The following is a 26,573-nucleotide window of genomic DNA, read 5'->3' on the forward strand; positions in this document are numbered from 1 at the left end:
CATGCTTCCCGCCTCGCTTGAGGCTCAGAAAAGATACAGGTCATGCGTGAATCTGTCAACACCCCTCCCCAGAGCTTTGCTTGAGGCACCACCCCCGCGGAGCATAGACGCGTCTCAGACAGCAGAAAAGGGAGAGGCGCCTCCTCTCCCCTCTTCACCTGCGGCGGCTCAGCGCTGCAGGAGGATGGTCTCCTGAACCTTCAACCCCTGGGCCAGCGCGTCGGCGGCATGCTGCCTCGCACCCTGAAGATCATGGTTACGGTAGTTCCCGCACTCCAGTTCACTCACGCCGGGAATCGGGCGGTCATGGGCGGCCGTGTCGCGCAGCGCCGCCTCGAACGCCCGCAGGACGCCCGGCTCGTCGGGCTCGCCGATCACGGCCATGTACATCCCGGTGCGGCAGCCCATCGGGGAGACATCCACGACGTCACTCAGGTGGTCGCGCAGGTATCCGGCCAGCAGGTGCTCCAGGGTGTGCAGCGCCGCCGGTTCGATCTCCGCCTGATTGGGCTGCAACAGACGCAGGTCATACTTACTGATCGAGTCGCCGCGCGGGGTGGTCTTCACGCCGGCCAGACGGATGTAGGGAGCCTGCACTTTCGTGTGATCCAGATCGAAGGATTCGACGTTCGCCATACGCCCGATTGTGCCGCTTCGCGCGCCGGACAAACGGGACGTGCCGCGCACTCCTATAGATAGACGTGACCAGCCGCGCCCGAGCGTGAAGACACGGGACCCTCGCGCGCCGCAGGGCGCCTTCATATACTGCGCGTCGTGCCCACCCTGCTCGATCACCCGCGCCGCGTCCCCGCGTGGCTGCCCATCGTTCTTGCCGCGCTGCTGATCGTCGCGGATCAGGCCTTGAAAGCCTGGGCACTGGCGAACCTGCAGGAGAACGCGCCCGCGCAGCCATTCATTCCGGGGCTGATCGACTGGGTGCTGACCTTCAACACCGGCGCCGCCTGGAGCATGTTCAGCGGCAGCGCCGCCCCGCTGGCCCTGGGCCGCCTGGTGATCGGGCTGGGCATCCTGGTGTACCTGTCCGTGCGCCCGCAGCCGCGCCTGCTGACCGTCACCCTGAGCATGATCGCGGCCGGGGCCATCGGGAACGCCATCGACGGCCTGCGGCAGGGCAAGGTGACGGACATGATCCACTCGCCGCTGCTGAGCAGCATCACGCAGGCGCTGAACGCCGGGAGTTTCCCGATCTTCAACATCGCGGACTGCTGCGTGGTGCTGGGCACGATCCTGCTGGTGGTCGCCAGTTTCATCGGGGATCGCCGCAAGCCCCGCATCTGAACTAACACAAGGAGACCGCCACTCCGGGCTGAAGCGGCGGTCTTCTCTTTGCAGGTCAGGTAAAGCGTGTCGCCCCCGTACCACGTGGGCAGGGGGCGACAGCGAATCCCGGTCGGCGATCAGGCAACGGCCTTACGGCACTTGCTGCACACGCGCAGGCGGAGGCTGACGCCGCCGCGGGTCACGGTCAGGGGCTGCAGGTTGGGCTTCTGAACACGCTTGGTAACGCCGGTGACCTTGCGACCCACGCCGCCCGCAGCGCGGGCCTTACCGCGGCGGACGACCGAGTTCACCACGATCGGCCCCTTACCGCACACTTCGCACACTTTCGCCATGATGACTCTCCTTCTTGAGCCTGATTTTTCCTTCTGGGCCGGGGGGGTACCCGTTCTGGGTGCCATGCCGCGCCGGTCCAAATCAGACAAGCCGTCCGAATGTAGCACACCGGGGGGCCAGCAGGCAAAGGGGGCGGCGCCTACGCTCTTCCCCTTACCAGAGGACATGAAAAACCGGACGAGCACAGGGCTCGTCCGGGAGAGGAATCGGCTGTTAGCGCAGGACGCGCAGGGCCTTCAGGATGGCGATCAGGACGACACTGCCGACCACGCCCCACACGATGCTCCAGAAGCTGAAGCCCGCACCGGCCACGCCAGCGCCACCGATGTTCAGCCAGCTGCCGAAGATAGCCTGGGCGAGCAGGCTGCCCACGATACCGATCAGGATGTTGGCGATCGCGCCCTGCTGGGCGTCCGTCTTCATGATGAGGCTCGCGAGCCAGCCGCACAGTGCACCAACCAGAATAGTAATGATCCAACCCATGATTCCTACCTCCGTTTACTAGTTACTTGTGATGGAATTCAACGATTCCTGCGTTCGCTGTGAACCGTTTCGTTGTGAACGCAGCATGCGACCCGCCCAGAGTGCTAATTGTGGAGACCCGTACTTTCTCAAGGGGGGTTGAAGGTGGGATGGATGTCCCGCAAACCTGCCCTAAGGAAAGTGGGCCTTCATGCCCTGTCTGACGCTCATTTCTGACCTGACCCGCAAGGCAGCTGGCCCGGCGCGGCCCCCACTGCCCTATCCAGACTCCCCCTGCGCGGCGGGCGGCTGGGTAGCATGGCGGGCACACGGAGGCCCCATCCCATGTCCGGAACCCCACCCCCACCCCAGATCACACCGTTCACGGTGCGCGCCCCGGCCAGCAGCGCCAACCTCGGCCCCGGTTTCGACAGCCTGGGCCTGAGCGTCCCGCTGTACACCACCCTGCGCGTCACGCCGCAGGCCACCACCCAGGTCATCCCGCTGGGACCGGAACTGGAAGGCACGCCCGCCGACGAGAGCAACTACGTCTACCGCGCCATGGAACTCGCCGCGAAACGCGCCGGGCGCCCTCTGCCCCCCGCGCGGATCGAGATCGAGACCGAAGTGCCCCTGGCGCGCGGGCTGGGCAGCAGCGCCGCCGCGCTGGTCGCCGGGATCGTCGCCGGGAACGAACTGCTGGGCCGCCCCCTGAACGACCTGGCGGTACTCGACGTCGCCGCGCGCGAGGAAGGCCACCCCGATAACGTCGCCCCGGCCCTGTTCGGCGGGATCGTCGTCGCCACGCTGGACAAGCTCGGCACTCACTACGTGCGACTGGACCCGCCCGCCAACCTGGGCGTGACCGTCCTGATCCCCGATTTCGAGCTGAGCACCAGCAAGGCCCGCGCCGTGCTGCCCAAGGAGTACAGCCGCGCGGACGCCGTGCACGCCCTGTCGCACGCCGCGCTGCTGGCCGCCGCGCTCGCGCAGGGCCGCCTGGACCTGCTGCGGCACGCCATGCAGGACTACATCCACCAGATCTGGCGCGCGCCCCTCGTGCCGGGCCTGAGCGACATCCTGGAAGAAGCCTGGAAGCACGGCGCGCTCGGCGCGGCCCTCAGCGGCGCCGGACCCACCGTGCTGTGCTTCCACGACACCCGCGAACCCACCACGCCCCTGCACGCGTACCTGCACGGCGTCATGAAGCGCAACGGCCTGGAAGGCCGCGTCCTGGACTTCCCCATCGACACCGCCGGAACACTGATCGAACGGGCGTAACCGCCCGGCCAAGTCGAAAGCGCCGCCCCATGAACAGGGACGGCGCTTTCGACTGCACGGAACAAGCTGTGCGGAACAAAAAGAAGGAAGCCCCTCTAGGAGGAGCTTCCGTGCTGGTCGAGGCGGCGAGATTTGAACTCACGACCCCTACCACCCCAAGGTAGTGCGCTACCAGGCTGCGCTACGCCTCGACATCCAGCCACAGAACTATAAAGGCGCTTCGTGAATCCGTCAAGGGCATGCCGGGCTGGCGGGACGCACTTTGTATCTGCGGGGGTGGCGTGGCTATCCTGCCGGGCATGACCCTGACTTTTGACGAGAAACTGCGCAACTACGCGCGGCTGGCGGTGCGGGTGGGCCTGGGCGTGAAGGCCGGCCAGCGCGTGCTGGTCCAGGCCCCGGTGGAGACGGCTCAGCTGGCGCGGCTGGTGGTGCGCGAGGCGTACGCGGCGGGCGCGAGCTTCGTGGATGTCCGCTGGGATGACGACGACGTGCAGCTGGCGCGCTTCGAGCTGGCGCCGGACGGCACCTTCGAGCAGATCAGCCGCTGGCGTGTGGACGCCGAGATCGAGACGGCGGAGGCGGGCGGCGCGGTCCTGGCGATCCGCGCGACGAACCCGAACCTGCTGGGCGGCGTGAACCCGGAGCGGGTGGCGACGCACCAGCGGACGGTCGCGGCGTACCGCCGTCCGTACACCGCGCAGGTGATGACGAACCGCCTGAACTGGAACCTGATCAGCGCGCCTGTGAGCGGCTGGGCGGAGCTGATGTTCCCCGACGCGAGCGCCGAGCAGGCCGTCGCGCAGCAGTGGGATGCGATCTTCGCCGCGACCCGCGCCGATCAGGCCGATGCGGTGGCGCTGTGGGAAGCGCACCTGGGAGACCTGCGCCGCCGCCGCGAGCTGCTGACGGACAGGCAGTACGCCGCGCTGCACTTCCGGGGCGGCGGGACGGACCTGACGGTGGGCCTCGCGGACGATCACGTGTGGGGGGGCGGTGCGGCCGACACGCCCGGCGGGGTCACGTTCACGGCGAACATCCCCACCGAGGAGGTCTGGACCGCCCCGCACCGCGAGCGCGTGGACGGCACGGTCGTCAGCACCAAGCCGCTGTCGTACAACGGCACGCTGATCGACGGCATCCGCATCGAATTCAAGGATGGGCGCATCACGGGGGCCAGCGCCGAGCAGGGTGAAGGCGCGCTGTTGAAGATGATCGAGACGGACGAGGGCAGCCACCGCCTGGGCGAGGTGGCGCTGGTGCCGCACTCCAGCCCCATCAGCCGCTCGGGCCTGTTCTTCTTCAACACCCTGTACGACGAGAACGCCGCCTCGCACATCGCGATCGGCAGCGCTTACCGCTTCAACGTGAAGGGCGGCGTGGACATGAGCCTGGAAGACTTCAACGCCAGGGGCGGCAACGACAGCCTCACGCACGTGGACTGGATGATCGGCAGTGACCAGATCGACGTGGACGGCATCACGAAGGACGGTCAGCGCGAGGCGGTCATGCGCGCGGGTGAATTCGTGATCTGAGCGCAGGAAGCAGGTGGGGCGGAGGCTGCAACCGGCCTCCGCCCCGCTCTTTCCTATCCCGTCAGGGCCGCAGGTCTTCCTCGTCCACCAGGAAGTCCACGGCGCCGCTGCCGATCTCGTAGTACGCGCCGATCACGCGGATCTGCCCGGCGGCCTCCGCCTCGCGGATGACGGGCTCGTCGCGCAGGAGGCTCACCTGGTAGCGGACGTTGTTCAGGACCGCCTCGCGCATGCGGGCCTTCTTGTCGCGGATGACCGGCATGGCCTGCAGGCTGGGCTGGATGCGGCGGATCAGGTTCTGGAGGTGGTGGGGTTCCTCCGCGACGCGGTCCTCGGGGAGCATCGCGGCGGCGACCGCGCCGCAGGCCTCGTGCCCCATCACGACGACGAGGTGCACGTCCAGGTGGCGGATGGCGTACTCCAGGGTGCCCAGCCCGGCCTCGCCGACGACGTTCCCGGCGACGCGCACCACGAACAGCTGCCCCAGGCCCTGATCGAACACCAGTTCGACCGGCACGCGGCTGTCGCTGCACGCGAGGATCGCGGCGTACGGCGTCTGGCCCATGATCTGCGCGCGGCGTTCGTTGGCGCTCATCTCCGGGCGGGTGGCCTGACCGCTGAAGAAGCGGGCGTTGCCGTCCTTGAGGGACTGGATGGCGGCGTCGGGCGTGGCGACGTCGGACTCCTTGATGTCCGCGATGTCCTCCATGCTCGCGCCGCGGCGGATGGCGTCCAGGATGCGGCGCTCGAGGTCGGCGGCGATCTGCGTGGCGGAATCGTCCATGCGCGGCATGCTACCGCCCGCCCGGCGCGGTCCGCTGAACCCCGTCCAGTCCGGTCCCGGGGCGGGCTGGCCACGCGGTCCGGGTGGCTATGCTGTCGGGATGGAAACGCTGACCGAGCTGCTCGAACGCTACGCGACCCTGCGCGACACGATCCTGGGCCTGGAGGCCGAACGGGACGAGCTGGGCGCGCAGATCAAGGCGGCGCTGCTGGACGGCGAGCACGCCGAGACGGACCTGTACCGCGCGACCCTGAAGGCCTCGCGGCGCATCGAGTACCCGCTGGACCGCTTCCGGGAGGTGTTCGGGGACGCCGCCGCGCTGGAGGTCGCCACGATTGACCGCCGGCGGGCCGACGCGCTCGTGAAGGCCGGGGATCTGGACGGTGAGCGACTGCGGGACTTGGCGGTCGTGAAGGAGACGCAGGCGCTGGTGCTGCAGCCCAAGACCCGCTGACGGGCCGCTGACCGCACGGGGACGCCACGCTGACAGGGGCCCGCCACGCTGGGCGCATGACGCTGATCACCCCGCACCCGCTGCTGGACCCGGCCCTGCCCGCCCACCGTCAGCTGCCCAGCGACGCCTTCATCTGGACGGGCGCGGGCGTGTGGCTGGGGCGCGGAGAGGTCTGCACGACCGCCGCGCACGTCTGGACCGAGCGGGAAGTCCGGCAGGCCCGCCTGAGCGGCGCGCAGAGTGAACTGGACCGCCTGACCCGTTGACCCCCCGAACCGGTTGCACAGCCGGTTGAACGCAGGGGCGGCCCCGGACATCGCGTCGGGGCCGCCCCTGATGGTCGGCATGAAAAAAGCATTGCCGGTGAGCAACGGCACCCGCGAATCATCCCTTATGGCTGCTGCCTTCCGGCCCTGACCAGGTTCGAGCGTTCACGCTGCGCTGCGCCAGCAATGCGTCCAGACCATAGCACACGCCCGGCGGGGCTGTGCAGTCCCTTGTGAAGGGGCCACGCGTGCGGCCAGAAAGGCGAAGCGCCGGAATCCGAAGATCCGGCGCTGCTTTGGTGCTCGGGATGGGACTTGAACCCACACAGCTAAGCTACACGCCCCTCAAACGTGCGCGTCTACCAATTCCGCCACCCGAGCATTGGGTGAGAGGCGAAAGCAATACTAGGGGTGAAGTTCCCGCGTGTCAAGACGCGCGCTTGCACCCACGCGCGGACGTGATATGCTCACGTTTGCCGTCGTGACGCGGTCAGGCCCCGGTAAACACCGGTTTTTTCCTGGCTGACACGCACGGGACACCACAACAAGAGAGGTATCACCATGATCGACAAGAAGCAGACCATCGAGACCCACGCCAAGCACGGCACCGACACCGGCAGCACCGCCGTCCAGATCGCCCTGCTGACCGAGCGCATCAACAACCTGTCGGTTCACCTGACCGCCAACAAGAAGGACAAGCACGGCCAGCGCGGCCTGCAGCTCCTGAACGGCCAGCGCCGCCGCCTGCTGAAGTACCTCGAGCGCACCAGCTACGACGAGTACATCGCCCTGACGGACCAGCTGAAGATCCGCCGCGGTCAGCGCATCGTCCGCTAAGGCCCGCACCCTGCACGCCGCCGCCCCCCCGCGAGGAGGGGCGGCGGTTTTCGTTGACCTGTGTCTACCGGCCGTCCGCGCCGCGCTGATCCCGGTCCGGCACGTCGCGCCAGTCGCCGCTGGGCACCACGCTCGCGCCCGGCGCGCGGAGTCGGTCTTTGCGGGCGTACACATAGACCCAGACGGCGAGCTCCCCTCCCCCGTCCAGCGTGACGGGAGCCAGCTGCCGGGTGTACAGGGGCGGCGAGTCGTGCAGGCCCTCCAGGCCGGGCAGGGCCGCCTCCCACTCCGGGGGGTCGTAGCTCAGGACGGCGCCGCGTACCGCCGCGTCCGCCGGGCCGGGGCTCAGGGCCGGGTACCCCTCGGGGTGGAGGTGGTGCAGGGTGAAGCCGCGCAGCGTGGCGGGCCGCGCCGTGAAGCCCCGCGCGGCGACGTGGGCGTTGCGTTCGCCGGGGAGCAGGGTGCCGTACACGAACACGCGGGTCACGGGGGCGCTGCCGGGGTCGGTCATGCCCGGACTGTAGCGCCGCCAGACGGGTGCCCGGCACTCTGTTCTAGAGTCGCTGGCCCTGCGGCTGGTCGTCATACAGACGGCCACCGGAGTCGGCGGTCATGGGGTTGCCCTGCAGGTGCTGCGCTGGCCAGCGTGACCGACTGAACGTATGAACGACTTCAGGGGTGTGATTGAGCGTCGACTGGACCTGCACGACCCCGCCACACCGGACACCCGACCGGCGCATTGGAGCCCGGATTGACCGGAGGTTGAAAAGGAGAGTTCCGCCACAGCTGCCTGCAGGCCGGGCGCGCAGAATGGCGCATGAACCTCAAGCGCGCGCTGGTCGGCTCCGCCCGTCCTGCCCTCTGGGCTCCGCTGCTCACGCTGCTGCTGGGCATCCTTCCCGCCACGAACGCCCAGACCAGCCCAGGCACGACGCCATCGGCCACCCCGCAGGAACGCCGCGTCCGCAGCGGCGCGCCCCTGAGCGCCACCGAGCAGGCGACCCTCCAGACCCTCGTCAGCCGTGTGCGGCCCGCCACCGTGCGCGTCGAGCAGTGCCGCGCCACGCAGTGCGACGACCCGAACGGCCTGGGCTCCGGCGTGCTGATCAGCGAGGACGGCCTGATCCTGACCGCTTACCACGTCATTCAGGGCGCACCGGACCTGAGCGTGCAGCTGCTGAACAAGACCCGCTACCCCGCCGAGGTGATCGGGTACAACGACCAGGACGACCTGGCGCTGCTGCGCGTGAACGTGCCCAGGGGAACGCCGTTCCTGCCGCTGGCCGCCGCGCGCCCCGCCGTGGGTGACGTCGCGCTGGCCGTCGGGAACGGAAACGGCGCGTTCCTGACCCCCAAGACCGGGCGCCTGCTGGGCCTCGACAGTGACGCGGGTCGCGCGGACTTCCCGCCCGGCACGCTGGAGATGAACGCCCCGCTGATTCCCGGCGACAGTGGCGGCCCGGTCGTGAACACGAAGGGCGAGGTGACGGGCATCGTCAGTTACATCCGCCTGACCCAGAGCGGTCAGCCGCGCTCGTACGCGGTCCCCGTGACGACCACGGACGCCCGCGTGGCCGCCATGAAACGCGGCGAGAAGCGGGACGCGCCGGTGATCGGCATCGGGCTGAGCGGCCCCTTCTCGGATCTGTTCTTCCTGCCCAGCGCAGGCTTCCAGGAACTGACGAAACTGCTGAACCTGGGGGACACGCCCGGCGCGTTCTTCACCAGCGTGTCGCGCGGCAGTCCCGCCGCGCAGGCCGGACTGAAACCCCTGATCCTGAACGGCGACTCGAAGCGGGTCTCCGGGGACATCGTGACCGCCGTGAACGGCAAGCGGATCGTGAACTTCGCGGAATTCCAGTACGCCGTGCGCGCCTTCCAGCCCGGCGATACGGTCACCCTGAGCGTCCTGCGTGACGGCAAGCCGCTGGAGGTCAAAGTGACGCTGGTGGGGCGCAGCAAGCTGAGCAACTGAAGCACGAACTCATCGAGACCGGGGCATCAGATCCCGGCCTTCACATTGTCATAATATGTCTTGACAATTCTGCTTAAAACAGAATAATGCGAGCTATGGACACCTTGAAAAAAGCCGGAGCGATGCTCGCCCACCTCGACCTCTTCCACCAGATGCTCGACCTGCGCGGCCTCCTGCAACTCGCCGCGCACATGGAGGAACGCGGCGACCGCGTCACCCTCATCAGCCCCGAGAGCATCACCCTGATCGGCGCCGACATGCACACCGACCCCACCATCACCACCAGCAAGGGCGCCACCATCCACGCCCCCACCGCCTACCGCGTCCTCCACGGCCTCAAGGGCCACGAGGCCCCCGAGTACGCCGTCACCCGCGAGGAACTCGCCGCGCTGAACGCCCGCGCCGTCACCGAACTCGAAAGCAGCGACGCCCTGCGCGCCTTCGACGCCACCCTCACCCGCATCAGCACCCCCACCGACGCAGGCGAGCGCCCCACCCGCACCCGCCGCACCCCCGACACCGAAGCCACCACCGAACAACCCGCCGCCTGAAAGAACGGAGTGCCTCATCAGCCGCGCTTCACGCCCAGCCGCTAGCCTGGGACCCGTGAAGCGCGGCCCACTGTTCCCCCCCACCCTCCTGCTCCTGCTCGGCACGGGCGCCGCCCAGCCCACCCCGGACCCACTGGACGGCGGCGACTACGCGCAGGTGTACGCCCGCGCCCAGGCGGCCGGGGACGCCGTGACCGCCAGTCGCGCCGCCGCCGCCATGACCGAATACCGCGCCGGAGGCCGCGACTGGACCACCCGCGCCGTCCAGGCCGCCCGGCAGGCCACCGCCACCCGCCCCGGCAACCCGGACGCGCACCTGGCCCTCGGCAGCGCCCTGGGCCTCCAGGCCCGCGCCGGAGGGTACACGCTGGGCGCCCTGAACACCGCGCAGCAGGCCCGCGCCGCGCTGGACCGCGCTCTGAACATCGCGCCGGACCGAGCCGACATCCAGGCCGTGCTGGCCGAATGGCACGCCGGAGCCTGGGCGAAAGCCGGAATTTTCAGCGGCGGCAACCAGGACCGCGCCCGGACGCTGGCCGCCGCCGCCGCCCGCCGCGCCCCCGACACCCTGTTCGTCCAGGCCCACGCGGGCATCGCCCTGAGCCTCATCCGCGACCCGCAGGCCCGCCCCACCCTGACCCGCGCCGTCACACTGAACGCCGACACGCCACTGGAGCGTGACCTCCAGACCCAGGCGAAACGCGTGCTGGAAGCCCTGAAGCCGTGAGGAGGGAAACTTTATGGGAGTCAACATTATCTGCGTGGTGGAACGCAGGATGCCCACCGGCGAATGGGAAAGGGCTGAGCATCACGTCGAAGCCAGCGACTATGAACTGGCCTTGGCTGAAGATCCACTGCATCCTCCACTTGAGTCAGGGCATCTGGTTCGAGACAGCCTGAGCATAGGCAGAAACAAATGGCTGGAATCTATTCACATCTCATACGGGCATACGCGTGGAATGCCCTCGGACGCTTCGCGGGAAACCGTGAATCGCCTGGACTACTGGACTACTGGTGTGATGGCAGCGTGGGCACGAGTTGGCTCTCCCTGAAAGAGATCCTGCTCTTTCAATGGGAATTCTTTTCACGTCAAGAACTGTCTCTGCAAGAATGGCATCAGTTGAGGGAACACCTCGAAAGCATCGGAACATTCGCCGAGGTTCGGCTGATCTATGGCTGGAATGTATGACGCATATCGTTAAATTCAACAAATTTCGCGCCCATATCGTTCACAGCTTCATCTCTTGACCTGACCACAATGTCGCCGTGCTCGTGCCGGGCAGCAGAGGCACGTCCTGCGCGTGACCGGCGCGGTCGGTGAGGGCCTGCGCTTCGGCCTGGGCGCGGTCCGCGCCGAGCCAGCCGGTCCAGTAGGCGCGCAGGGTGCCGGTCACGAGGGCCAGCGGGACGGTCTGGGCTGGACGGGCGGGCTGGTACAGCAGGTCCAGGTCGGTGAGGGGACCGCCGTCCGGGCCGCCCACCGGCTGCCAGTAGGGGACGTCCACGGTGCGCAGGCCCAGGGCGTGCAGCGCGGCCCGGCGCCCGGCGGGGTCCACGCCGGTCGCGGCCTCGGCGGCACGGTCCTCTTCGTTCTGGCGGGTGGGGTGGACGCTGTCGGCGAACATGCCCGCCAGTCCGGCCTCGCGGATGACGCGCAGGGTCTCGTCGTGCAGGGCGCGGCCCACGCCCAGGCCGCGCGCGGCGCGGGTGACGGCCATGAACGAGTTGAAACCCGCCCCGCGCAGCTCGCCGGGCAGGGGCAGCAGGGCGTACAGGGTGCCGCCCAGCACCTCGCCGCCCGGGGTCTGCGCGACCAGCAGGCGGTCCTCCCGCTGCGGGCTGCGGCGGGTGATGAGGTGCGCGAAGACTTCCGGGGGGATCAGCATGTCCGGCGCGTAGTAGCTGGCCTCCTGCACGCGGCCGAACGCGGGAATGGCCGGGTCACCGGGGTCGGTCACGTGCCGCAGCGTGAAGGCGGGTGGGGTCATGCCGCGCAGGGTACCGGGGCGGCGCGCGCGGCACTGCGAGCCAGCGCGGCATTCCGACCCGGTCCGGGTGGGCGCGCCCTGTATAACTGGAGGTCATGACCCCCACTGACCTGCTGACGACCCTGGTGACCGAGCTGGGCTGGAACCTCGCCGTGTGGCTGCCCACCCTGCTGATCAGCCTGCTGTTCATCCGCGCGGTGCTGGGCGTGCGGGTGCGGGAACTGATCACCGAGATCGAGGAGCACCAGACGGCCGCGATCGGCGCGGTGTTCTTCTGGGTGTCGCTGGGCTTCAGCCTGCTGCTGAGCCGCACCATCGCCAGCCCCGTCCCGACGGATGGCACGTGGACGGAGGCGTTCACGTGGCTGGCAGTCGCAGTCGTGGTGACGCTGCTGCTGTTCACGCTGGGCGTCCTGGCGGTGTTCGGCACGCTGGCCCGCCGCAAGGGTGAGGGGGTGCTGCGCTACATCCGCCGCGAGATGCGCGAGGAGCACAACCTGGCGCTGTCGTTCATCATGGGCGCGCTGTTCCTGGTGCCCGCCGTCGTCACGTACCACGTCACGCTGTAACCCCAGACCCGCCCGCGCCCCCGGAAACACGATTCCGGGGGCGTGAACTGTTCTCGGGCTCGGGCGGCCCGGCGTCTGCCCCCGCTATGCTGGGCGGCATGACGGCCCCCGACTCCACTCCTCCCGCCGCCGGTGACCGCGCGCCGCGCGTGGCCCCGAACTTCATCACCGAGATCATCGAACGCGACCTGCACAGCGGGAAGTACCCGCAGGTCGTGACGCGCTTCCCGCCGGAACCGAGCGGGTACGCGCACCTGGGGCACATCTTCGCGTCGTTCCTGGATTTCCAGACGGCCGCGCAGTACGGCGGGCGCTACCACCTGCGCATGGACGACACGAACCCGGAACTCGCCACGCAGGAGTACGCGGACGCCATCGCGGACGACCTGCGCTGGCTGGGCTGGGACTGGGGCGAGCACCTGTACTACGCCAGCGACCACTTCGAGCAGTACTACGCGTACGCCGAGCAGCTGGTGCGGCAGGGTGACGCGTACGTGGATTCCGTGACAGGCGACGAGATGAAGCGCCTGCGCGGCGACGCCCGCACGCCCGGCACGCCCAGCCCCTACCGGGACCGCACGCGCGAGGAGAACCTGGACCTGCTGCGCCGCATGCGCGCCGGGGAGTTCCCGGACGGCGCGCACGTGCTGCGCGCGAAGATCGATCTGGGCAGCCCGAACATGAAGCTGCGTGACCCGGTGCTGTACCGCATCCTGCGCGGGCATCACTACCGCGCGGGGGACGCGTGGTGCATCTACCCCATGTACGACTTCCAGCACCCGCTGCAGGACGCGCTGGAGGGCGTGACGCACTCGATGTGCAGCCTGGAGTTCGTGGACAACCGCGCCATCTACGACTGGCTGATGGAGCGTCTGGGCTTCAGCCCGCGCCCGCACCAGTACGAGTTCGGGCGGCGCGGCCTGGAGTACACCATCACGAGTAAGCGCAAGCTGCGCCTCCTGGTGGAAGAAGGGGCGGTGCACGGCTGGGATGACCCGCGCATGCCCACCCTGCGCGCGCAGCGTCGCCTGGGCGTCACGCCGGAGGCCGTGCTGGCCTTCGCGGCGCAGATCGGCGTGAGCCGCACGAACCGCACCGTGGACCTCAGCGTGTACGAGAACGCGGTGCGCCATGACCTGAACCACCGCGCGCCGCGCGTGATGGCGGTGCTGGACCCGCTGCCTGTCACGCTGGAGAACCTAGAGGGGCCGCAGACGCTGAGTCTCCCCTACTGGCCGTTCGACGTGGTGCGCGACTCCCCGGACGGCCTGGTCGCCCTGCCCACCGGGGAGCGCGTGGCGCCCGAGATGGCCGTGCGCGACGTGCCGCTGACCCGCGAACTGGTCATCGAACGCGACGACTTCAACCCCGAGCCACCCAGGGGATTCAAGCGCCTCACGCCGGGCGGCACGGTGCGCCTGCGCGGGGCGGGCATCATCCGCGCCGACCGCTTCGACGTGGACGACAGCGGGCAGGTGACGCGCGTGTACGCCACGCTGCTGGGCGAGGACGCCAAGGCCGGGGGCGTGATCCACTGGGTCAGCGCCGAGCAGGGCGTGCCCGCCGAGTTCCGCCTGTACGACCGTCTGTTCCGCGTGCCTAACCCCGAGGCCGCCAACCCCGAGGATGCCTACGCCGAACCCATCGCCCCGGACTTCCAGCCCGAGGAGATCGGGCATGAGGACGAGACCAAACCCCTCGACAATGCGTTCATGGCGTTCCTGAACCCCGACAGCCTGCGCGTGACGCGCGGACTGGTGGAACCCAGCGTCACGCGCGACCCCGCAGGCACCCGCTACCAGTTCGAACGGCAGGGCTACTTCTGGCGCGACCCGGTGGACAGCCGCGAGGACGCGCTGGTGTTCGGGCGGATCATCACCCTGAAGGACGCCTGGGCGAAAGCCACGCAGAAGGCCGAAACGCCCGCTAAAGCCCCCAAACCCGCCAAGCAGTCCCCCAAACCCGAAACGCCCGAGAAGGCCGCGCCCGCCACCCTGACCCCCGAGCAGGAGGCCGAGGTGACCCGCCTGACCCGCCTGGGCGTCCCGGACGCCGAGGCCCGCACCCTCGCGCGTGACGCCGCACTGCTGACCTTCCTCGGTGGGGCCGCGCAGGACGGCACCTTCGCGCAGGTCGCCAGCTGGACCGCGAACGACCTCGCGCCGGGCCTGCGCGCCGGGGAAGTCCGCGTGGCGGCCGCCGACCTCGCCCCGCTGGCCGCGCTGCTGAGCACGAAGAAGGTCACCACCCGCGTCGCCCGCGACGTCCTGACCCGCGCCGCGCAGACCGGCGAGGCGCCCGCCGCGATCATCGACCGCGAGAACCTCGCCGGGGGCCTCAGCGAGAACGCCCTGAACGCCGCCATCGCGCAGGTCATGGCCGACCACGCCGACAAGGTGGACGCGTACCACGCCGGGAAGACCGCGCTGCTGGGCTTCTTCACCGGGCAGGTCATGCGCGCCACCGGCGGCAAGGCCGACCCCGCCACGCTGAACGCCGCCCTCCAGAGCGCACTGAACGGCTGACGCGCACCACTCAGGCGGATGCCGTCTGCTTCGTCACCCCCCGGAACACCACCGGGGGGCGACTCCACGCCCGGCACCCGCCTTGCGCCCACTCTGCGGGGCAGCTCTGCGAGTCGCTCCGCTCGGGCCGAACGGTTCTGCCGAACCATTCAACCGGAGGCCGGGTCTGTTTTAATGACCCCCATGTCTGATGTGACCCCTGCCGACCTGCCCCGTGACCTGGGCTTCGCCATGCCTGCCGAGTGGGCCGAGCACGCTGCCACCTGGATGAGCTGGCCCGCCGACGACGACCTGTGGTTCGGGCACCTGGAGGGCGTGCGCGCCGAGTTCGCCGAACTGGTGCGGACCATCGCCCGCTTTGAGCCGGTGCATCTGCTCGTGCGGGACGAGGAGAGCAGCGCGGACGCCCGCGCGCGGCTGGGCGGCGCGGACGTGACGTTCCACGACGTGCCGCTGGACGACGTGTGGATGCGCGACAACGGCCCCATCTTCGTCAAGCGAGAAGATGACCTGGCGCTGGTGGACTGGAAGTTCAACTCCTGGGGCGGGAAGTTCAACTGGAGCAACGACGACCGCGTGCCCGAGTACGTCGCCGGGCAGCTGGGCACGCACCGCTGGGCGCAGCCGTTCGTGCTGGAGGGCGGCGGGCTTGAAGTGAACGGCCGGGGCGTGGGCCTGACCACCCGGTCGTGCTTCCTGACCGAGACCCGCAACCCCGGCCTGACCGAGGAGGGTTACGCGTTCCTGCTGGCCGACACGCTGGGCGTGCAGAAACTCCTGTGGCTGGACGGCGGGCTGGAGAATGACCACACCGACGGGCACATCGACACGATCACCCGCTTCACCGACGAGCGGACCATCGTCACCAGCGTCGAGCCCAACCCCGAGGACCCCAATCACGCGGTCATGGCGAAGAACCTCGCGGACCTTCGCGCCATGACCGATCAGGAGGGGCAGCCCTTCCGCATCGTGGAGCTGCCCCTCCCCGCGACCTACCTGGAGGGCGCGGAGGGTCGCCTGCCGCCCACGTACGCGAACTTCTACATCGGGAACGGGTTCGTGGTCGTCCCGCAGTACGGCGACCCGAACGACGCCCGCGCCCTGGAAGTCCTGACGCCGCTGTTCCCCGGCCGCGAGGTGATCGGCCTGAGCAGCCGCGCGATCATCGAGGGTGGCGGCAGCTTCCACTGCGTGACGCAGCAGCAGCCCGCCGGAACGCCCTGGCAGCAGGACGCCTGAGGCGTGCCGTTCCAGCCGCTGCCCGACGATCAGCCGAGCTGCACCGTGGAGTGCCCCGCGTGCGGGCACCGCGGGCTGGTCTATGAGCAGCAGCTGGGCCTGCTGGGGCCCTGCCCGGTCTGCGGCGCGGCCCGACCCCGGTACATGGGCAGTGTCGCGCCGGGCAGTGGGCGGCAGGTGTCGTTCGGGAGGTTCCGCGACCTGCTGGACGAGCCGCGCCTGCTGAGCCTGATCGAGGAGGCGCTGGGGCTATGCCCACTGGACGCGGAATGCTTCGCGGACGCCCAGGGTCGCGAGGTGCCGCTGGAGGACATCCACTACGCCCTGCAGGGGAACGCCGGGTGGCAGGGTCAGGTGTACAACCTGCACATGAATCGCGCCCGCTGAGGAGGCGTGCCAGAGTGACGGCGTGATACGGATTCCGTCTGTTTCGCTGACAGATCGGAACCCCACCGATCTGCCAGCTCCACGCCCGAAACCCGTTTTTCTCCTCCTCGCACCCGCTCGGATTGAACGGGCTTTGCAGCCCATTCAATCGGAGTCCATATGACTGACCTTGACCTGGGCGGCGGGTACTCGGCCCGCCCGATCTCGCTGGAGGCGTACCGGGCGGCGTGCGCGCGGCTGGAGGACCGGATCTTCGGTGGAAATTCGCTGTTCGCGTTCGACCCGCCGGTGCGGGCGGCCCCGCCGCTGGGCGAGTCGTGGAACTGGGGCGTGTTCCACGGCGCGGAACTGATCGGCTGGCATCACGCGCACGCGCGGGACGAGCGGACGGTGTACATGGCGGATACCGGGCTGCTGCCGGAGCATCAGGGGCGCGGGGTGTACTCGCGGTTGCTGCCGCACCTGCTGGACGCGTTCCGCGCGGCGGGGTTCACGCTGGTGCAGAGTCACCACCGCGCGACGAACAACGCCGTGATCCTCCCGAAGCTCCGGGCCGGGTTTCACCTGCAGGGCCTGAACGCGTACGAGGGCGGGGTGAATGCCGCGCTGACCCTCAGCCTGGACGGGGCGTACGGGCAGGCGATGCACGTCCGCAGCGGCTTCCGCGCACCATCGGGAGAGGCGGCGCGGCGACTGGGCGTCCCGGACGAAGGACTGCCCGGTCTGGCCGACGCGCCCAGCCTCCCCCTCCCGGCCGACGCCGAGGCGGGCGTGGATCTGGGCGGCGGGTACGCCCTGCACCGCGTGCCGACCGCCACGTACCGCGAGGTGTACGCACAGCTGGAAGCCAGCGCTTACGAGACGGACTCGTTCGACTGGGGCGACCGTGACCCCGCCCCCGCGCCGCGCGGCCCGCTGTGGAGTTGGCTGATCAGCCACGCGGGACGGGTGGCCGGGTGGCAGGCCAGCCGCGCGTGGGACACCCGCACGGCGTACATGGTGAACACCGCGCTGCTCCCCGCGCACCGGGGGCGGGGCGTGTACACGCGGCTGCTGCCTGTGGTGCTGGACGCCCTGCACGGCGAGGGCTACGCGCTGGTGCGCAGCCATCACCACCTGACGAACAACGCCGTCATCGTCCCGAAGCTCCGCGCGGGCTTCCGCTTCCAGGGCCTGCAGGTCGACGAGCACGGCGTCATAGCGATCCTGCTGCGCAGCTTCGACCCGGCGTACGCGGCGTACATGGACCGCCGCAGCGGCCTGACCCGCTGAACGTCAGCGGCGTTCAGGCCGGGCGGCGGAACAGCGCGGCCAGCAGGAAGTCCTGCGTGAAGACGTCCGCGGACGCGTCTGCCGGAGCGGGGAGTGGGCCGCCGGTCAGGAACTCCAGGTCACTGAAGACGTGGCGCAAATCGGCGACGCTGAACCCGATTCCACCGGACAGCGTGCCCTGACGGAACAGTTCCAGGTCCGTCTCGGCGCTGCCCATGCGTCCGGCCGCGAAGGTGCAGATGCCGAACAGCCCGCCGGGTTTGAGGACGCCGCTCAGGGTCGTCAGGTAGGACAGGCGGCGGTGGGGGGGCAGATGGTGAAAACACCCGGAGTCGTACACCACGTCGAACGGGCCGCCGGGGATGGGCTGGCGCAGCACGTCCACCTCGTGGAAGGTGGGCCGGGGGTCGCGACCGCGGGCGACCTGCACGGCGTACGGTGAGAGGTCCACGCCCGTCGCGTGGTACCCCAGTCCGGCCAGGAAGGTCGTGTTGCGGCCCAGCCCGCACCCCACGTCCAGCGCCGCCCGCCCAGGTCCGCCGGGCAGCAGGCCCCGCGCGGCCCAGTCGCGCAGGTTCGCGTCCGGCAGCGCCGAGGCGAGCGGGTGGCCGGGCCGGGAGAGGATGTCCGCCCAGGCGTCCCGGTCGCCCCGGCGGGTCAGGTCCCCCTCGCCGAACAGGCCGTCCAGGGTGTCGAGCAGGTCGTCCAGCGTGGCGAGCCTCATCTCACGAGTGTACCGGCGCGGTCAGGCGCGGTGGGGCGGGCGATTCTTCGCGCGTTTGATCGTGCCGATGCCGGCCTCGCTGGTCAGCACGGTGCGGTAGAGGGTCCACCACTCGCGTGCCTGGGCAGGCTCGCGGGTCAGGGTCTCGAAGCGGTAGTACGCGGCCTCGCCGGTCGGGAGGACGAAGGTGGGCGTGCCGAACACCCCGACTTCACGCGCGGCGTCCAGGTCGGCGCGCAGGTCGGCGCGGCGGGTGGCCTCGTCCGCCAGGGCCTGCGCGAAAGCGTCCAGGTTCAGTCCGGCCTCCTGCGCCGCCGCGTGGATGGTCCCGTCCGTCAGGGGCTCCTTGCGCTCGTGGTGGGCGCGGAATAGCGCCAGCGTGAACTCCCAGTGCGCCGCCTCGCCCTGCCGGGCCGCCGCGTGGGACGCCAGGAATGCGCGCAGGCTCCCCTGCTGGTACGCGCTCCCCTCATTCAGCGGCTGCTCGGTCACGCGCCACGTCAATTCTTTCGCGTTGCCTTCGTGGTTGCCCTCGACCAGCGAGTAGTGCCGCAGGGTGAACGCCTCACCCTCGTCTTTCAGGACGGCGGCGAGTTCCACGCCACGCCACGCGTAGGGGCACAGGAAATCGAAGTACAGCTCGGTCACTCGGGTCATGCGGGGCACCGTACACCCTGAGGTGCGCGGCGGAACGTCACGCGGGCTGCACTCCGCCCGCCGGGCCGGACTGCACGGCCTCCACCTCGGCCGCCGCGCCCGCCACCAGCACGGCGTCCCCGGCCCGCAGGACGTCCTCGGCGCGGCTGCGCAGCGGCTGCCCGTCGCGCCAGATCGCCACGACCAGCGCGCCCGTCTCGCGGCCCAGGTCCGCCACCGTGCGGCCCACCATGCCCGGCGGGACGCTCAGTTCGCGGATCGTGAAGTGCTCGCTGGTCACGTCGCCGCTCAGCAGGCGGCTCAGGCGCGGCGCGAGCATCATCGCCGCGATGCGGTTCCCGCTCAGCTGGTACGGGTTCACGACCTCGTCCGCCCCGGCGCGGCGCATCTTGCGGGCCGCCGCCTCGTCACTGGCCCGCGCGATCACCCGCACGGCCGGGTTCAACCCCTTGGCGGACAGCACCACGTACAGGTTGCTGGGGTCACTGTTGATCACCGTGACCAGCGACGCCGCCCGCTCGATCCCGGCGCGGCGCAGCACGTCCTCGTCGGTGGCGTCCCCCACCAGAGTGTGCAGGCCCTGCGTCTGCGCCCACTCCAGGTGCTCGGGGCGGTGATCGACCACGACCACCTCGCGCCGCGCGCCCCGCAGCGCCACGCTGACCGCCTCGCCCACCTGCCCGTACCCGCACACGATCGTGTGATCCTTCAGGCTCATGATCTTCCTCTCCTTGCGCCGCCGCGCCGCGTCCGGGTCCGTCACGGTGCGCAGCATCGTCTCGGCCAGCAGCGTCAGCAGGTACAGCATCAGCCCGATCCCGACCAGCATCAGCACCACGCTGAACACCTTCCCGTCCGTGTTCAGCTCGCCCGGCGCGCCGTACCCCACGGTCGTCAGGGTCATGGCCGTCATGAACAGGCAGTCCAGCCACGACCAGCCCTCCAGCACGCGGTACCCGACCGTGCCGAACACCACCAGCCCCGCGATCAGGGCCAGCAGCACGGCAGGGCGACGGGTCATACCTCAAGTGTAGAGGGACGCTCAGCGGAGGATCGCACTGACCATCAGGAAGGCCGTGCCCCCGCTCAGCGCCGCGCCGAAGGCCACCGCAGCCCAGCGCATCCAGCGGCGGTACGCTGACACGTCCAGCCGGGATTCCAGCAGCCCACGCCGGTTCAATGTCCCGCCCGGATCCACGCGCACGGTCAGCGGCGTTCCGACCGGTCGCCCTGATCATCCAGATCACGCAGAGGGGGGCGGGGCTGCGGGCGGGGCGCCGTCACGGCGTTCAGGGCCCGGGGCTGCACCTCGGTCACGCGGCCACCGGGGAGAGTCAGGGTACGGCGCGGGCGGCGCTGGGGTCGGAGCACGCATGCGGGTAGACTGGCCGCCAGAGATATGACCAGGGCGCACCCGAACGGACGAGGCTGGCTGCTGTCGGCGATCAGCGCGGTGCTGATCACCGGCTTCCTGGCCACCAGCCTGCTGTCGTACGGCGTGGCGGAGCGGCGGTTGCGGCACACGATTGCGGACGAGATGCTGCCGCTGACCGGAGATAACGTGGCGTCGCAGATTCAGAACGGTATTCAGCGGCCGGTGTTCATCTCGTCGGAGATGGCGAACAACACGTTCCTGCGCGACTGGTTGCAGGGCGGCGAGCGGGATGCGGGGCGGGTTCAGGCGTACCTGCAGGCCATTCAGCGCAAGCACTCGCCACGCGCGGCGTTCGTGGTGTCGGGCCGCACGGGTCGCTACTACGGGCCGCGCGGGCTGGTGAAGACGGTCCGGGCGGACGACCCGCAGGACGCGTGGTTTGCTCGCGTGCGGGACCTGCGGGCCCCGTACGAGTTGAACGTGGACGTGAATCCCGCGTATGGCCGTCAGCCGCTGGTGTTCGTGAACTACCGGCTGCTCGCGCCGGACGGGTCGTTCCTGGCAGTGACCGGGGTGGGGCTGACGCTGGACAACATCCGGCAGCTGCTGAGGTCGTACGATGTGGAGTTCCAGCGGCGGGCGTACTTCGTGAACGAGCGGGGGGACGTGATGCTCGACAGTCGGGGCGGCGTGGGGCAGAACATCCGGCAGCGGCCTGGTCTGCGGGAGATCGCGCCGCTGATCTTCACGGGGTCCGCGCGGCCGCAGCGGCTGACGTACGACGCTGCGGCCGCGCGGTATCAGGTGAACGCGCGGTTCATTCCGGAGTTGCGCTGGTACCTGCTGATCGAGCAGAACGAGACGCGCGCCCTGACGCCCCTGCGGAACGTGCTGCTGCTGAACCTGCTGATCGGTCTGCTCGCCACGGGGCTGGTGCTGGCGGTGGTGCTGCCGACCGTGGCGCGCGACCGGGCGCAGTTGCGCCGCGCGGCGCTGACCGATCCGCTGACGGGCCTGCCGAACCGCGCGGCGTTCGACGCGGCGCTGGCGCGGCCGCTGGCGTCGGGCGTGCCGGTCACGCTGGCCCTGTTCGATCTGGATCACTTCAAGGTGATCAACGACCGGTACGGGCACCCGGCCGGGGATGAGGTGCTGCGGCGCGTGGCGCGGGCGGCGCAGGCGGCGCTGCCGGGCGGCGCCCTGCTGGCCCGCTGGGGGGGCGAGGAGTTCATCCTGCTGCTGCCGGGGGACGTGGCGTCGGGCGTGCCGGTGGCGCAGGCGGTGCGGGCGGCGGTCGAGGACCTGCCGACCGGCGTGCCGGGGGTACACGTGACGGTCAGCGTGGGCGTGAGTGGCGCGCGGACCGGGGACACGGCGGGCAGCGTCCTGACGCGGGCGGATCAGGCGCTGTACCTTGCCAAGCAGCGGGGCCGCAACCGGGTGGAGGTCGCCCCGGATCCGGCGCCGTCCACGCCGGACGCCGGGTAAGGATCAGGCGAGTTCTCTCGGGGTGAGGTTCGCGGCGATGAACGCCTTGAGGACACCGACGTCGTTGGGCATGACCTGGAAGCGTTTCGGAGCCTGTTCGATCCCGTCGAAGCGCGCGGGGCGCCCCGGGGTGTGCCCCACGGCCTCCTGCACGGTCGCCTCGAACTTGGCGGGCAGCGCGGTTTCCAGGCAGATCATGGGCACCCCGGGCCGCTGGTAGGCCTGCCCGACGAGGACGCCGTCGGCGGTGTGCGGGTCGATCAGGCGGCCGTACGACTCGAACACGGTACGGATGGTGCGCAGGCGGTCTTCGTGGGTGCTGCGCCCGCTGCGGAAGCCGCTGGCCTGCACCGCGTCCCAGTGGGGCGTGCCGCTCAGGGCGACGGGGCGGCTCTGGCCGACCTCGTCCCACCAGCCGCGCGTCTGCACGGCGTCCGCACCGGCGATCAGGTACAGGTAGCGCTCGAAGTTGCTGGCCTTGCCGATGTCCATGCTGGGGCTGCTCGTCACCGCGACCCGGTCGGCGGGGCGGACGTGGTACGTTCCGCCGCTGAAGAAGTCGTGCAGCACGTCGTTCTCGTTGCTGGCAACGATCAGCTGCCCGACCGGCAGGCCCATGCGTTTGGCGAGGTACCCGGCAAACACGTTCCCGAAGTTCCCGGACGGCACGCTGAAGTCCGCCTCCGCCCCGGCGGGGAGGTTCAGGGCGAGGTACGCCCGGAAGTAGTACACGGCCTGCGCCAGCACCCGCGCCCAGTTGATGGAGTTCACGGCCCCGATGTCATAGCGGGCCTTGAAGTCCGCGTCGGCGTTCACAGCCTTCACGAGGTCCTGGCAGTCGTCGAAGACGCCCTCCACGGCCAGGTTGAAGATGTTCGCCTCCTGCAGGCTGAACATCTGCGCCTGCTGGAAGGCACTCATGCGGCCGTGCGGGGAGAGCATCACGACGTTCACGCGGGCCTTGCCGAGCATGGCGTACTCGGCCGCGCTGCCGGTGTCGCCGCTGGTGGCGCCCAGGATGTTGACCCGCTCGTCCCGGGCCTCCAGCACGTACTCGAACACCTGCCCCAGGAACTGCATGGCCATGTCCTTGAACGCCAGGGACGGCCCGTTCGACAGTTCCAGCAGGTACAGGCCACCTCCGTCCGGGCCAGCCTCACCCAGCGGGGTGACGGGCGTGATCTCGGCGCTGTGGAAGGCCTCTTCCGTGTACGTGTCGCGCAGCAGGCGGCGCAGGTCCTCCCCGGGGATGTCCGTGATGAAGGGGCGCATGACCTCGTAGGCGAGGTCGGCGTAACTCAGGGCGCGCCACGCCTCCAGCTGCGCGGGCGTGACCGTGGGAATGGATTCGGGCATGGCCAGCCCACCGTCCGGGGCGAGGCCGGACAGCAGCACGTCCGAGAAGTGGCCGAGGTCGCGCGCGCCGCGCGTGGAAACGTACTTCATGGGTCCTCCCGCGCCCACGCGGTGGGCGACTTGCGTGCCGTCACTCTAGCGAGCCGGGTCCGGGCAGAGTCCACCGGCAGCTAGGGCACTCCACCGGACCTTCATCCGCGTGACACCCCGCGTCTTACAACTCTGTCACAGACGTCCGGAGAACTGACCCGGCGCCCAGTCATTCCGCGGCCCGGCCTTCCCCCCGGGGTTCTCATGCTTCACACCCTCCGGATCTGCACCGGGCCGCACGCTGCGCAGCGTGCCAGCCGCATTCGAGTACCGCCACGCCCCCCGGGGGGGTGGGGGGAGGGTCGCGCGCGGCCTTCAGCGGCCCTTGAGGAGACCGCTTAGGCGCGGTTCATGCATGCAGGTGTGACAGGCCCGAAGGGCGCACGCAGGCATCATGACTTCACTCGCTACGGGAAACAACGGGCGAGAAGAGGCGTTGAAGCGTGGTCCTGTATGCGGGCACCTGGGACACGTGGAGCCAGTGGTGCGACCGGCTTTTCGACCATGCCTTCAGCCTGAGCTGGAGGTTGGACCCACCAACTGCGACGACGTCGCAGGAGGAGTTCTCCATGCGTGCATTCCTGCTCTCTGCCCTTGTTGCCGTGCTGGCCACCAGCTGCGGCGGTCCCTCCACCCCCAGCACCACCGCGCAGTCCACCGGCACCCGCGTGGACACGCAGGCCCCCAAGGTCTCCATGGTGATGAGCCCCCAGACGCTGAAGGAGAAGGGCAACGTGTTCTTCCGCCTGGCCACCCAGGACAACACCACCGTGTCCCGCGTGGTCCTGCTGATCGACGGGGAAACCTTCGTGGACGACCCGACCGCGTACAACTCCTACGCGAAGTACTTCGAGGCGAGCAGCAACGGCGAGCACAAGGTCACCGTCCGCGTGTACGACCAGGCGCAGAACGTCACCGAACAGACCCAGACGTTCCACGTGAACATCGGTCAGTAGGCCCGGCGGCCTCGACATCCCCCATCCGGCAGCCGCGCGGCTCTGACCCGCACCCCCCGGACGAGACGATTCTGGCCGACCCTCCGCCCGCAGCTCGGAACGGCCCCGCCTGCCCGCACCTCCTGCCGGTACCTACAGGTCGAAGCGCATCAGGTCCCGCCCGACCGTGATGCGCCCTGGGTACAGCTCCGCCATTCCGGCGGTATACGCCGCTTCAGCTGCGGGCGTCGCCTGCGGCACCGGAATGTGGTGGGTCAGCACCAGGTGCCGGACCTGAGCGTCCCGGGCCAGCTGCGCCGCTTCCAGGGTGGTGGTGTGGTACTTGGCCGGGTTGGTGACCTGCACGGCCTGCTCGGGATTCTCCCGGGCGAGGTCCGCCAGCCACTGCGGCTGATAGGCGTCATGAATCAGCAGGTCGGCCTGCCAGGCGTGCTGCGCGGTGGCGGCCACGGGGCGCGTGTCGCCGCTGATCACGACGCGCCGCCCACCGAACTCGATGCGGTACCCGAGGGCGGGCGTCACGGGACGGTGATCGACCTCGAAGGCCGTGACCTGCACGCCGCCCTCGTCGAACATCAGGCCAGCATTGCGTTCGGTGTACTCCACCTCGGCACCTGCCGCTTCGGACCTGTTGTACGCCACGCGGAGTTCCCGGTCGTACGCGAGCGCGTCATGGAACGTCCCGATGATGTCGCGGGTGCGGCTGGGCCCGTACACCCGCATGGGCTGAGACCGACCCTGGATGACGCCCACGTGGGTGCGCCAGCTGCTGATGAACAGGTCCGGGAAGCCTGCATTGTGGTCGTAGTGGTGATGCGTGAAGAAGACGTCCCGCACGCGCTGCGGCATGAGCCCCGACTCGATCAGCTGCCGGGTGGTGTCGCCGCCGCAGTCGAACAGCAGGATCTGCCCCCCGGCCACGACCGCGACGGCCGGTTTGGCGGCGCCGGGGTAGGCGCGGGGCGTTCCGGTACCCAGCAGGACCACCGTGAACTGATCGGGGGTCAACGGGGCGACCGGGGTGGGCTGAATGAAGGACTGGGGCACACGGCATTCTGCGCCGACCGTGGCCGCCCCGGCCCGGACCTGCCTGGGCGGCGTGGTGCACGTCGGGCCGGGTTCACGAACCGTTGGCGCGCACCATTCCCCGCCGGGGCATCCGGTAGCGTGGGGGTCATGAGCCCCGAGACCGTGAAGTTGGCCGTCGTGCAGATGCACGTCACCGATCAGCTGGAAGACAACGTCAGCCGCGCCGCCTCGCACGTGCGTGACGCGGCCGCGCAGGGCGCGCAGGTGATCCTGCTGCCCGAACTGTTCGAGAACCTGTACTTCTGCCAGGTGGAACGCGAGGAGTACTTCGACCTCGCCCACCCACTGGAAGGCCACCCGTTCGTGGGCCGCTTCCAGGAACTGGCCCGCGAACTGGGCGTGGTGCTGCCCCTGTCGTACTTCGAGAAGGCCGGGCAGGCACACTACAACAGCCTCGTGTGCATCGACGCCGACGGCACGCTGCTCGGCAACTACCGCAAGACGCACATCCCCGACGGGCCCGGCTACGAGGAGAAGTACTACTTCAACCCCGGCGACACCGGCTTCAAAGTGTGGGACACCCGCTTCGGGCGCGTGGGCGTCGGCATCTGCTGGGACCAGTGGTACCCCGAAACCGCCCGCGTGATGATGCTGCAGGGCGCGGACTTCCTGCTGTACCCCACCGCGATCGGGTCTGAACCCGCCGAGGTGGAATCCCCCAACAGTCACCACATGTGGCAGCGGGCCATGATCGGGCACGCCGTCAGCAACAGCACGTACGTCGCCGCCGCGAACCGCATCGGCACCGAACGCGTCGGGGACCTCGAGCAGACGTACTACGGGCACACCTTCATCAGCGACTACACCGGCGAGCTGGTCGCGGAGTTCGGCGACACCGAGGAAGGCCCCCTCCTGCACACCCTGAACCTGCGTGAAGCCCGCAAGTTCCGCGCGGGCATGGGTTTCTTCCGCGACCGCCGCCCCGAACTGTACGGCCCCCTCCTGACGACCGACGGCGTCACCCGGCGCGGCTGAGCCCCCGTACCGGTCAGTGGGACGCGCCGGACTGGCCACGTCCCGCTGTCCATTCACTCCGCTGTCCATTCACCCCCGGGCCGCCCGGCCCGGACCGCTGGTA

30 protein-coding genes, 2 tRNA genes, 1 other RNA gene and 1 riboswitch are annotated in these 26,573 nt (G+C 69.7%); of the genes, 17 read left to right on the plus strand and 16 right to left on the minus strand.

Annotation, left to right across the window (positions count from 1 at the left end; translation table 11 throughout):
* Positions 1-168: 168 nt before the first annotated feature.
* Complete coding sequence (locus tag IEY69_RS17805) at positions 169-636, minus strand: S-ribosylhomocysteine lyase (protein WP_189074495.1); 468 nt, start codon at positions 634-636, stop codon at positions 169-171.
* A gap of 126 nt (positions 637-762) precedes the next feature.
* Here IEY69_RS17805 and lspA point away from each other — a divergent pair, with 126 nt between their 5' ends.
* The gene (lspA, locus tag IEY69_RS17810) at positions 763-1,299 is read left to right on the plus strand and encodes a signal peptidase II (RefSeq protein WP_189074546.1); all 537 of its coding nucleotides are present in this window, start codon (positions 763-765) and stop codon (positions 1,297-1,299) included.
* A 119-nt stretch (positions 1,300-1,418) separates the two neighbouring features.
* On the opposite strand, the gene rpmB is transcribed toward lspA, so the two are convergent.
* Together rpmB and IEY69_RS17820 are read right to left on the minus strand one after the other, a co-directional pair.
* Entirely contained in the window at positions 1,419-1,634 is a 216-nt protein-coding gene (gene rpmB / locus IEY69_RS17815; RefSeq protein WP_062156900.1) for a 50S ribosomal protein L28, read from the minus strand.
* 214 nt (positions 1,635-1,848) lie between these two features.
* The gene (locus IEY69_RS17820) at positions 1,849-2,118 is read right to left on the minus strand and encodes a GlsB/YeaQ/YmgE family stress response membrane protein (protein ID WP_058974243.1); all 270 of its coding nucleotides are present in this window, start codon (positions 2,116-2,118) and stop codon (positions 1,849-1,851) included.
* Between the two features lie 324 nt (positions 2,119-2,442).
* Between IEY69_RS17820 and thrB the strand changes: the two genes are divergently transcribed.
* Positions 2,443-3,378 carry a homoserine kinase gene (thrB, locus tag IEY69_RS17825; protein ID WP_189074496.1) on the plus strand — a complete coding sequence of 312 codons (936 nt, stop codon included), beginning with the start codon at positions 2,443-2,445 and terminating at the stop codon, positions 3,376-3,378.
* 114 nt (positions 3,379-3,492) lie between these two features.
* On the opposite strand, the gene IEY69_RS17830 is transcribed toward thrB, so the two are convergent.
* A tRNA-Pro gene (locus IEY69_RS17830) sits at positions 3,493-3,569 on the minus strand.
* Positions 3,570-3,677: 108 nt separating this feature from the next.
* On the opposite strand from IEY69_RS17830, the gene IEY69_RS17835 reads away from it, so the two are divergent.
* The gene (locus tag IEY69_RS17835; RefSeq protein WP_189074497.1) at positions 3,678-4,913 is read left to right on the plus strand and encodes an aminopeptidase; all 1,236 of its coding nucleotides are present in this window, start codon (positions 3,678-3,680) and stop codon (positions 4,911-4,913) included.
* A gap of 61 nt (positions 4,914-4,974) precedes the next feature.
* Here IEY69_RS17835 and IEY69_RS17840 read toward each other — a convergent pair whose 3' ends face one another.
* Positions 4,975-5,697, minus strand: coding sequence for a carbonic anhydrase (locus IEY69_RS17840; protein WP_189074498.1), 723 nt, complete (start codon positions 5,695-5,697; stop codon positions 4,975-4,977).
* 100 nt (positions 5,698-5,797) lie between these two features.
* Between IEY69_RS17840 and IEY69_RS17845 the strand changes: the two genes are divergently transcribed.
* Together IEY69_RS17845 and IEY69_RS17850 are read left to right on the plus strand one after the other, a co-directional pair.
* The gene (locus IEY69_RS17845; RefSeq protein ID WP_189074499.1) at positions 5,798-6,151 is read left to right on the plus strand and encodes a hypothetical protein; all 354 of its coding nucleotides are present in this window, start codon (positions 5,798-5,800) and stop codon (positions 6,149-6,151) included.
* 56 nt (positions 6,152-6,207) lie between these two features.
* A complete protein-coding gene (locus IEY69_RS17850) occupies positions 6,208-6,417 on the plus strand; it encodes a hypothetical protein (protein ID WP_189074500.1) in 210 nt (69 codons plus the stop codon).
* An 88-nt stretch (positions 6,418-6,505) separates the two neighbouring features.
* On the opposite strand, the gene ffs is transcribed toward IEY69_RS17850, so the two are convergent.
* Positions 6,506-6,604: signal recognition particle sRNA small type (gene ffs, locus IEY69_RS17855), an RNA gene on the minus strand.
* Positions 6,605-6,714: 110 nt separating this feature from the next.
* Positions 6,715-6,798: transfer RNA gene (locus tag IEY69_RS17860), tRNA-Leu, on the minus strand.
* A gap of 180 nt (positions 6,799-6,978) precedes the next feature.
* Between IEY69_RS17860 and rpsO the strand changes: the two genes are divergently transcribed.
* A complete protein-coding gene (gene rpsO, locus IEY69_RS17865) occupies positions 6,979-7,254 on the plus strand; it encodes a 30S ribosomal protein S15 (RefSeq protein ID WP_058974249.1) in 276 nt (91 codons plus the stop codon).
* A gap of 64 nt (positions 7,255-7,318) precedes the next feature.
* On the opposite strand, the gene IEY69_RS17870 is transcribed toward rpsO, so the two are convergent.
* Positions 7,319-7,765: a gamma-glutamylcyclotransferase family protein gene (locus tag IEY69_RS17870; RefSeq protein ID WP_189074501.1), complete on the minus strand. Its 447-nt coding sequence runs from the start codon at positions 7,763-7,765 to the stop codon at positions 7,319-7,321.
* 306 nt (positions 7,766-8,071) lie between these two features.
* Here IEY69_RS17870 and IEY69_RS17875 point away from each other — a divergent pair, with 306 nt between their 5' ends.
* From IEY69_RS17875 to IEY69_RS17885, 3 genes are all read left to right on the plus strand, one after another.
* Positions 8,072-9,229: a S1C family serine protease gene (locus IEY69_RS17875; protein ID WP_189074502.1), complete on the plus strand. Its 1,158-nt coding sequence runs from the start codon at positions 8,072-8,074 to the stop codon at positions 9,227-9,229.
* A gap of 95 nt (positions 9,230-9,324) precedes the next feature.
* Positions 9,325-9,780: a multidrug DMT transporter gene (locus tag IEY69_RS17880; RefSeq protein ID WP_189074503.1), complete on the plus strand. Its 456-nt coding sequence runs from the start codon at positions 9,325-9,327 to the stop codon at positions 9,778-9,780.
* A gap of 55 nt (positions 9,781-9,835) precedes the next feature.
* On the plus strand, positions 9,836-10,507 hold the full coding sequence (locus IEY69_RS17885) for a hypothetical protein (protein WP_189074504.1): 672 nt from the start codon (positions 9,836-9,838) through the stop codon (positions 10,505-10,507).
* Positions 10,508-11,009: 502 nt separating this feature from the next.
* Here IEY69_RS17885 and IEY69_RS17890 read toward each other — a convergent pair.
* A complete protein-coding gene (locus tag IEY69_RS17890) occupies positions 11,010-11,768 on the minus strand; it encodes a GNAT family protein (protein WP_189074505.1) in 759 nt (252 codons plus the stop codon).
* Positions 11,769-11,863: 95 nt separating this feature from the next.
* On the opposite strand from IEY69_RS17890, the gene IEY69_RS17895 reads away from it, so the two are divergent.
* The 5 genes from IEY69_RS17895 (at position 11,864) to IEY69_RS17915 (ending at position 17,760) form a co-directional block, all read left to right on the plus strand.
* On the plus strand, positions 11,864-12,337 hold the full coding sequence (locus IEY69_RS17895; RefSeq protein WP_189074506.1) for a DUF350 domain-containing protein: 474 nt from the start codon (positions 11,864-11,866) through the stop codon (positions 12,335-12,337).
* Positions 12,338-12,435: 98 nt separating this feature from the next.
* Positions 12,436-14,862 (plus strand): glutamine--tRNA ligase/YqeY domain fusion protein, encoded by a 2,427-nt coding sequence (locus IEY69_RS17900; RefSeq protein ID WP_189074507.1) that lies wholly within the window; start codon positions 12,436-12,438, stop codon positions 14,860-14,862.
* A 183-nt stretch (positions 14,863-15,045) separates the two neighbouring features.
* On the plus strand, positions 15,046-16,101 hold the full coding sequence (locus IEY69_RS17905; protein ID WP_189074508.1) for an agmatine deiminase family protein: 1,056 nt from the start codon (positions 15,046-15,048) through the stop codon (positions 16,099-16,101).
* A gap of 3 nt (positions 16,102-16,104) precedes the next feature.
* Complete coding sequence (locus IEY69_RS17910) at positions 16,105-16,488, plus strand: hypothetical protein (RefSeq protein WP_189074509.1); 384 nt, start codon at positions 16,105-16,107, stop codon at positions 16,486-16,488.
* A gap of 159 nt (positions 16,489-16,647) precedes the next feature.
* Complete coding sequence (locus tag IEY69_RS17915; RefSeq protein ID WP_189074510.1) at positions 16,648-17,760, plus strand: GNAT family N-acetyltransferase; 1,113 nt, start codon at positions 16,648-16,650, stop codon at positions 17,758-17,760.
* Positions 17,761-17,773: 13 nt separating this feature from the next.
* Here the strand turns inward: IEY69_RS17915 and IEY69_RS17920 are convergent, their stop codons facing one another.
* Genes IEY69_RS17920 through IEY69_RS17940 form a run of 5 tightly spaced genes read right to left on the minus strand, consistent with a single transcriptional unit; the run spans position 17,774 to position 20,512 of the window.
* Complete coding sequence (locus tag IEY69_RS17920) at positions 17,774-18,484, minus strand: class I SAM-dependent methyltransferase (protein WP_189074511.1); 711 nt, start codon at positions 18,482-18,484, stop codon at positions 17,774-17,776.
* A 21-nt stretch (positions 18,485-18,505) separates the two neighbouring features.
* Positions 18,506-19,141 carry a DsbA family oxidoreductase gene (locus IEY69_RS17925; protein ID WP_189074512.1) on the minus strand — a complete coding sequence of 212 codons (636 nt, stop codon included), beginning with the start codon at positions 19,139-19,141 and terminating at the stop codon, positions 18,506-18,508.
* A 37-nt stretch (positions 19,142-19,178) separates the two neighbouring features.
* Positions 19,179-20,162, minus strand: coding sequence for a potassium channel family protein (locus IEY69_RS17930; RefSeq protein WP_189074513.1), 984 nt, complete (start codon positions 20,160-20,162; stop codon positions 19,179-19,181).
* A 21-nt stretch (positions 20,163-20,183) separates the two neighbouring features.
* On the minus strand, positions 20,184-20,345 hold the full coding sequence (locus tag IEY69_RS17935; RefSeq protein ID WP_189074514.1) for a hypothetical protein: 162 nt from the start codon (positions 20,343-20,345) through the stop codon (positions 20,184-20,186).
* Between the two features lie 2 nt (positions 20,346-20,347).
* Complete coding sequence (locus tag IEY69_RS17940) at positions 20,348-20,512, minus strand: hypothetical protein (protein ID WP_189074515.1); 165 nt, start codon at positions 20,510-20,512, stop codon at positions 20,348-20,350.
* A gap of 28 nt (positions 20,513-20,540) precedes the next feature.
* On the opposite strand from IEY69_RS17940, the gene IEY69_RS17945 reads away from it, so the two are divergent.
* Positions 20,541-22,004: a sensor domain-containing diguanylate cyclase gene (locus IEY69_RS17945; RefSeq protein WP_189074516.1), complete on the plus strand. Its 1,464-nt coding sequence runs from the start codon at positions 20,541-20,543 to the stop codon at positions 22,002-22,004.
* A gap of 3 nt (positions 22,005-22,007) precedes the next feature.
* Here IEY69_RS17945 and thrC read toward each other — a convergent pair whose 3' ends face one another.
* On the minus strand, positions 22,008-23,450 hold the full coding sequence (thrC, locus tag IEY69_RS17950) for a threonine synthase (RefSeq protein ID WP_189074517.1): 1,443 nt from the start codon (positions 23,448-23,450) through the stop codon (positions 22,008-22,010).
* Positions 23,451-23,870: 420 nt separating this feature from the next.
* A riboswitch (cyclic di-GMP riboswitch) is annotated at positions 23,871-23,955 on the plus strand.
* Between the two features lie 64 nt (positions 23,956-24,019).
* Between thrC and IEY69_RS17955 the strand changes: the two genes are divergently transcribed.
* Positions 24,020-24,406, plus strand: coding sequence for an Ig-like domain-containing protein (locus IEY69_RS17955; protein WP_189074518.1), 387 nt, complete (start codon positions 24,020-24,022; stop codon positions 24,404-24,406).
* 132 nt (positions 24,407-24,538) lie between these two features.
* On the opposite strand, the gene IEY69_RS17960 is transcribed toward IEY69_RS17955, so the two are convergent.
* Entirely contained in the window at positions 24,539-25,453 is a 915-nt protein-coding gene (locus IEY69_RS17960; protein WP_189074519.1) for an MBL fold metallo-hydrolase, read from the minus strand.
* Positions 25,454-25,582: 129 nt separating this feature from the next.
* On the opposite strand from IEY69_RS17960, the gene aguB reads away from it, so the two are divergent.
* Positions 25,583-26,470, plus strand: a complete 888-nt coding sequence (gene aguB, locus IEY69_RS17965; RefSeq protein WP_189074520.1) for an N-carbamoylputrescine amidase — start codon at positions 25,583-25,585, stop codon at positions 26,468-26,470.
* Positions 26,471-26,573 lie beyond the last annotated feature (103 nt).

The sequence above is a fragment of the Deinococcus sedimenti genome (assembly GCF_014648135.1).
Classification (GTDB): domain Bacteria; phylum Deinococcota; class Deinococci; order Deinococcales; family Deinococcaceae; genus Deinococcus; species Deinococcus sedimenti.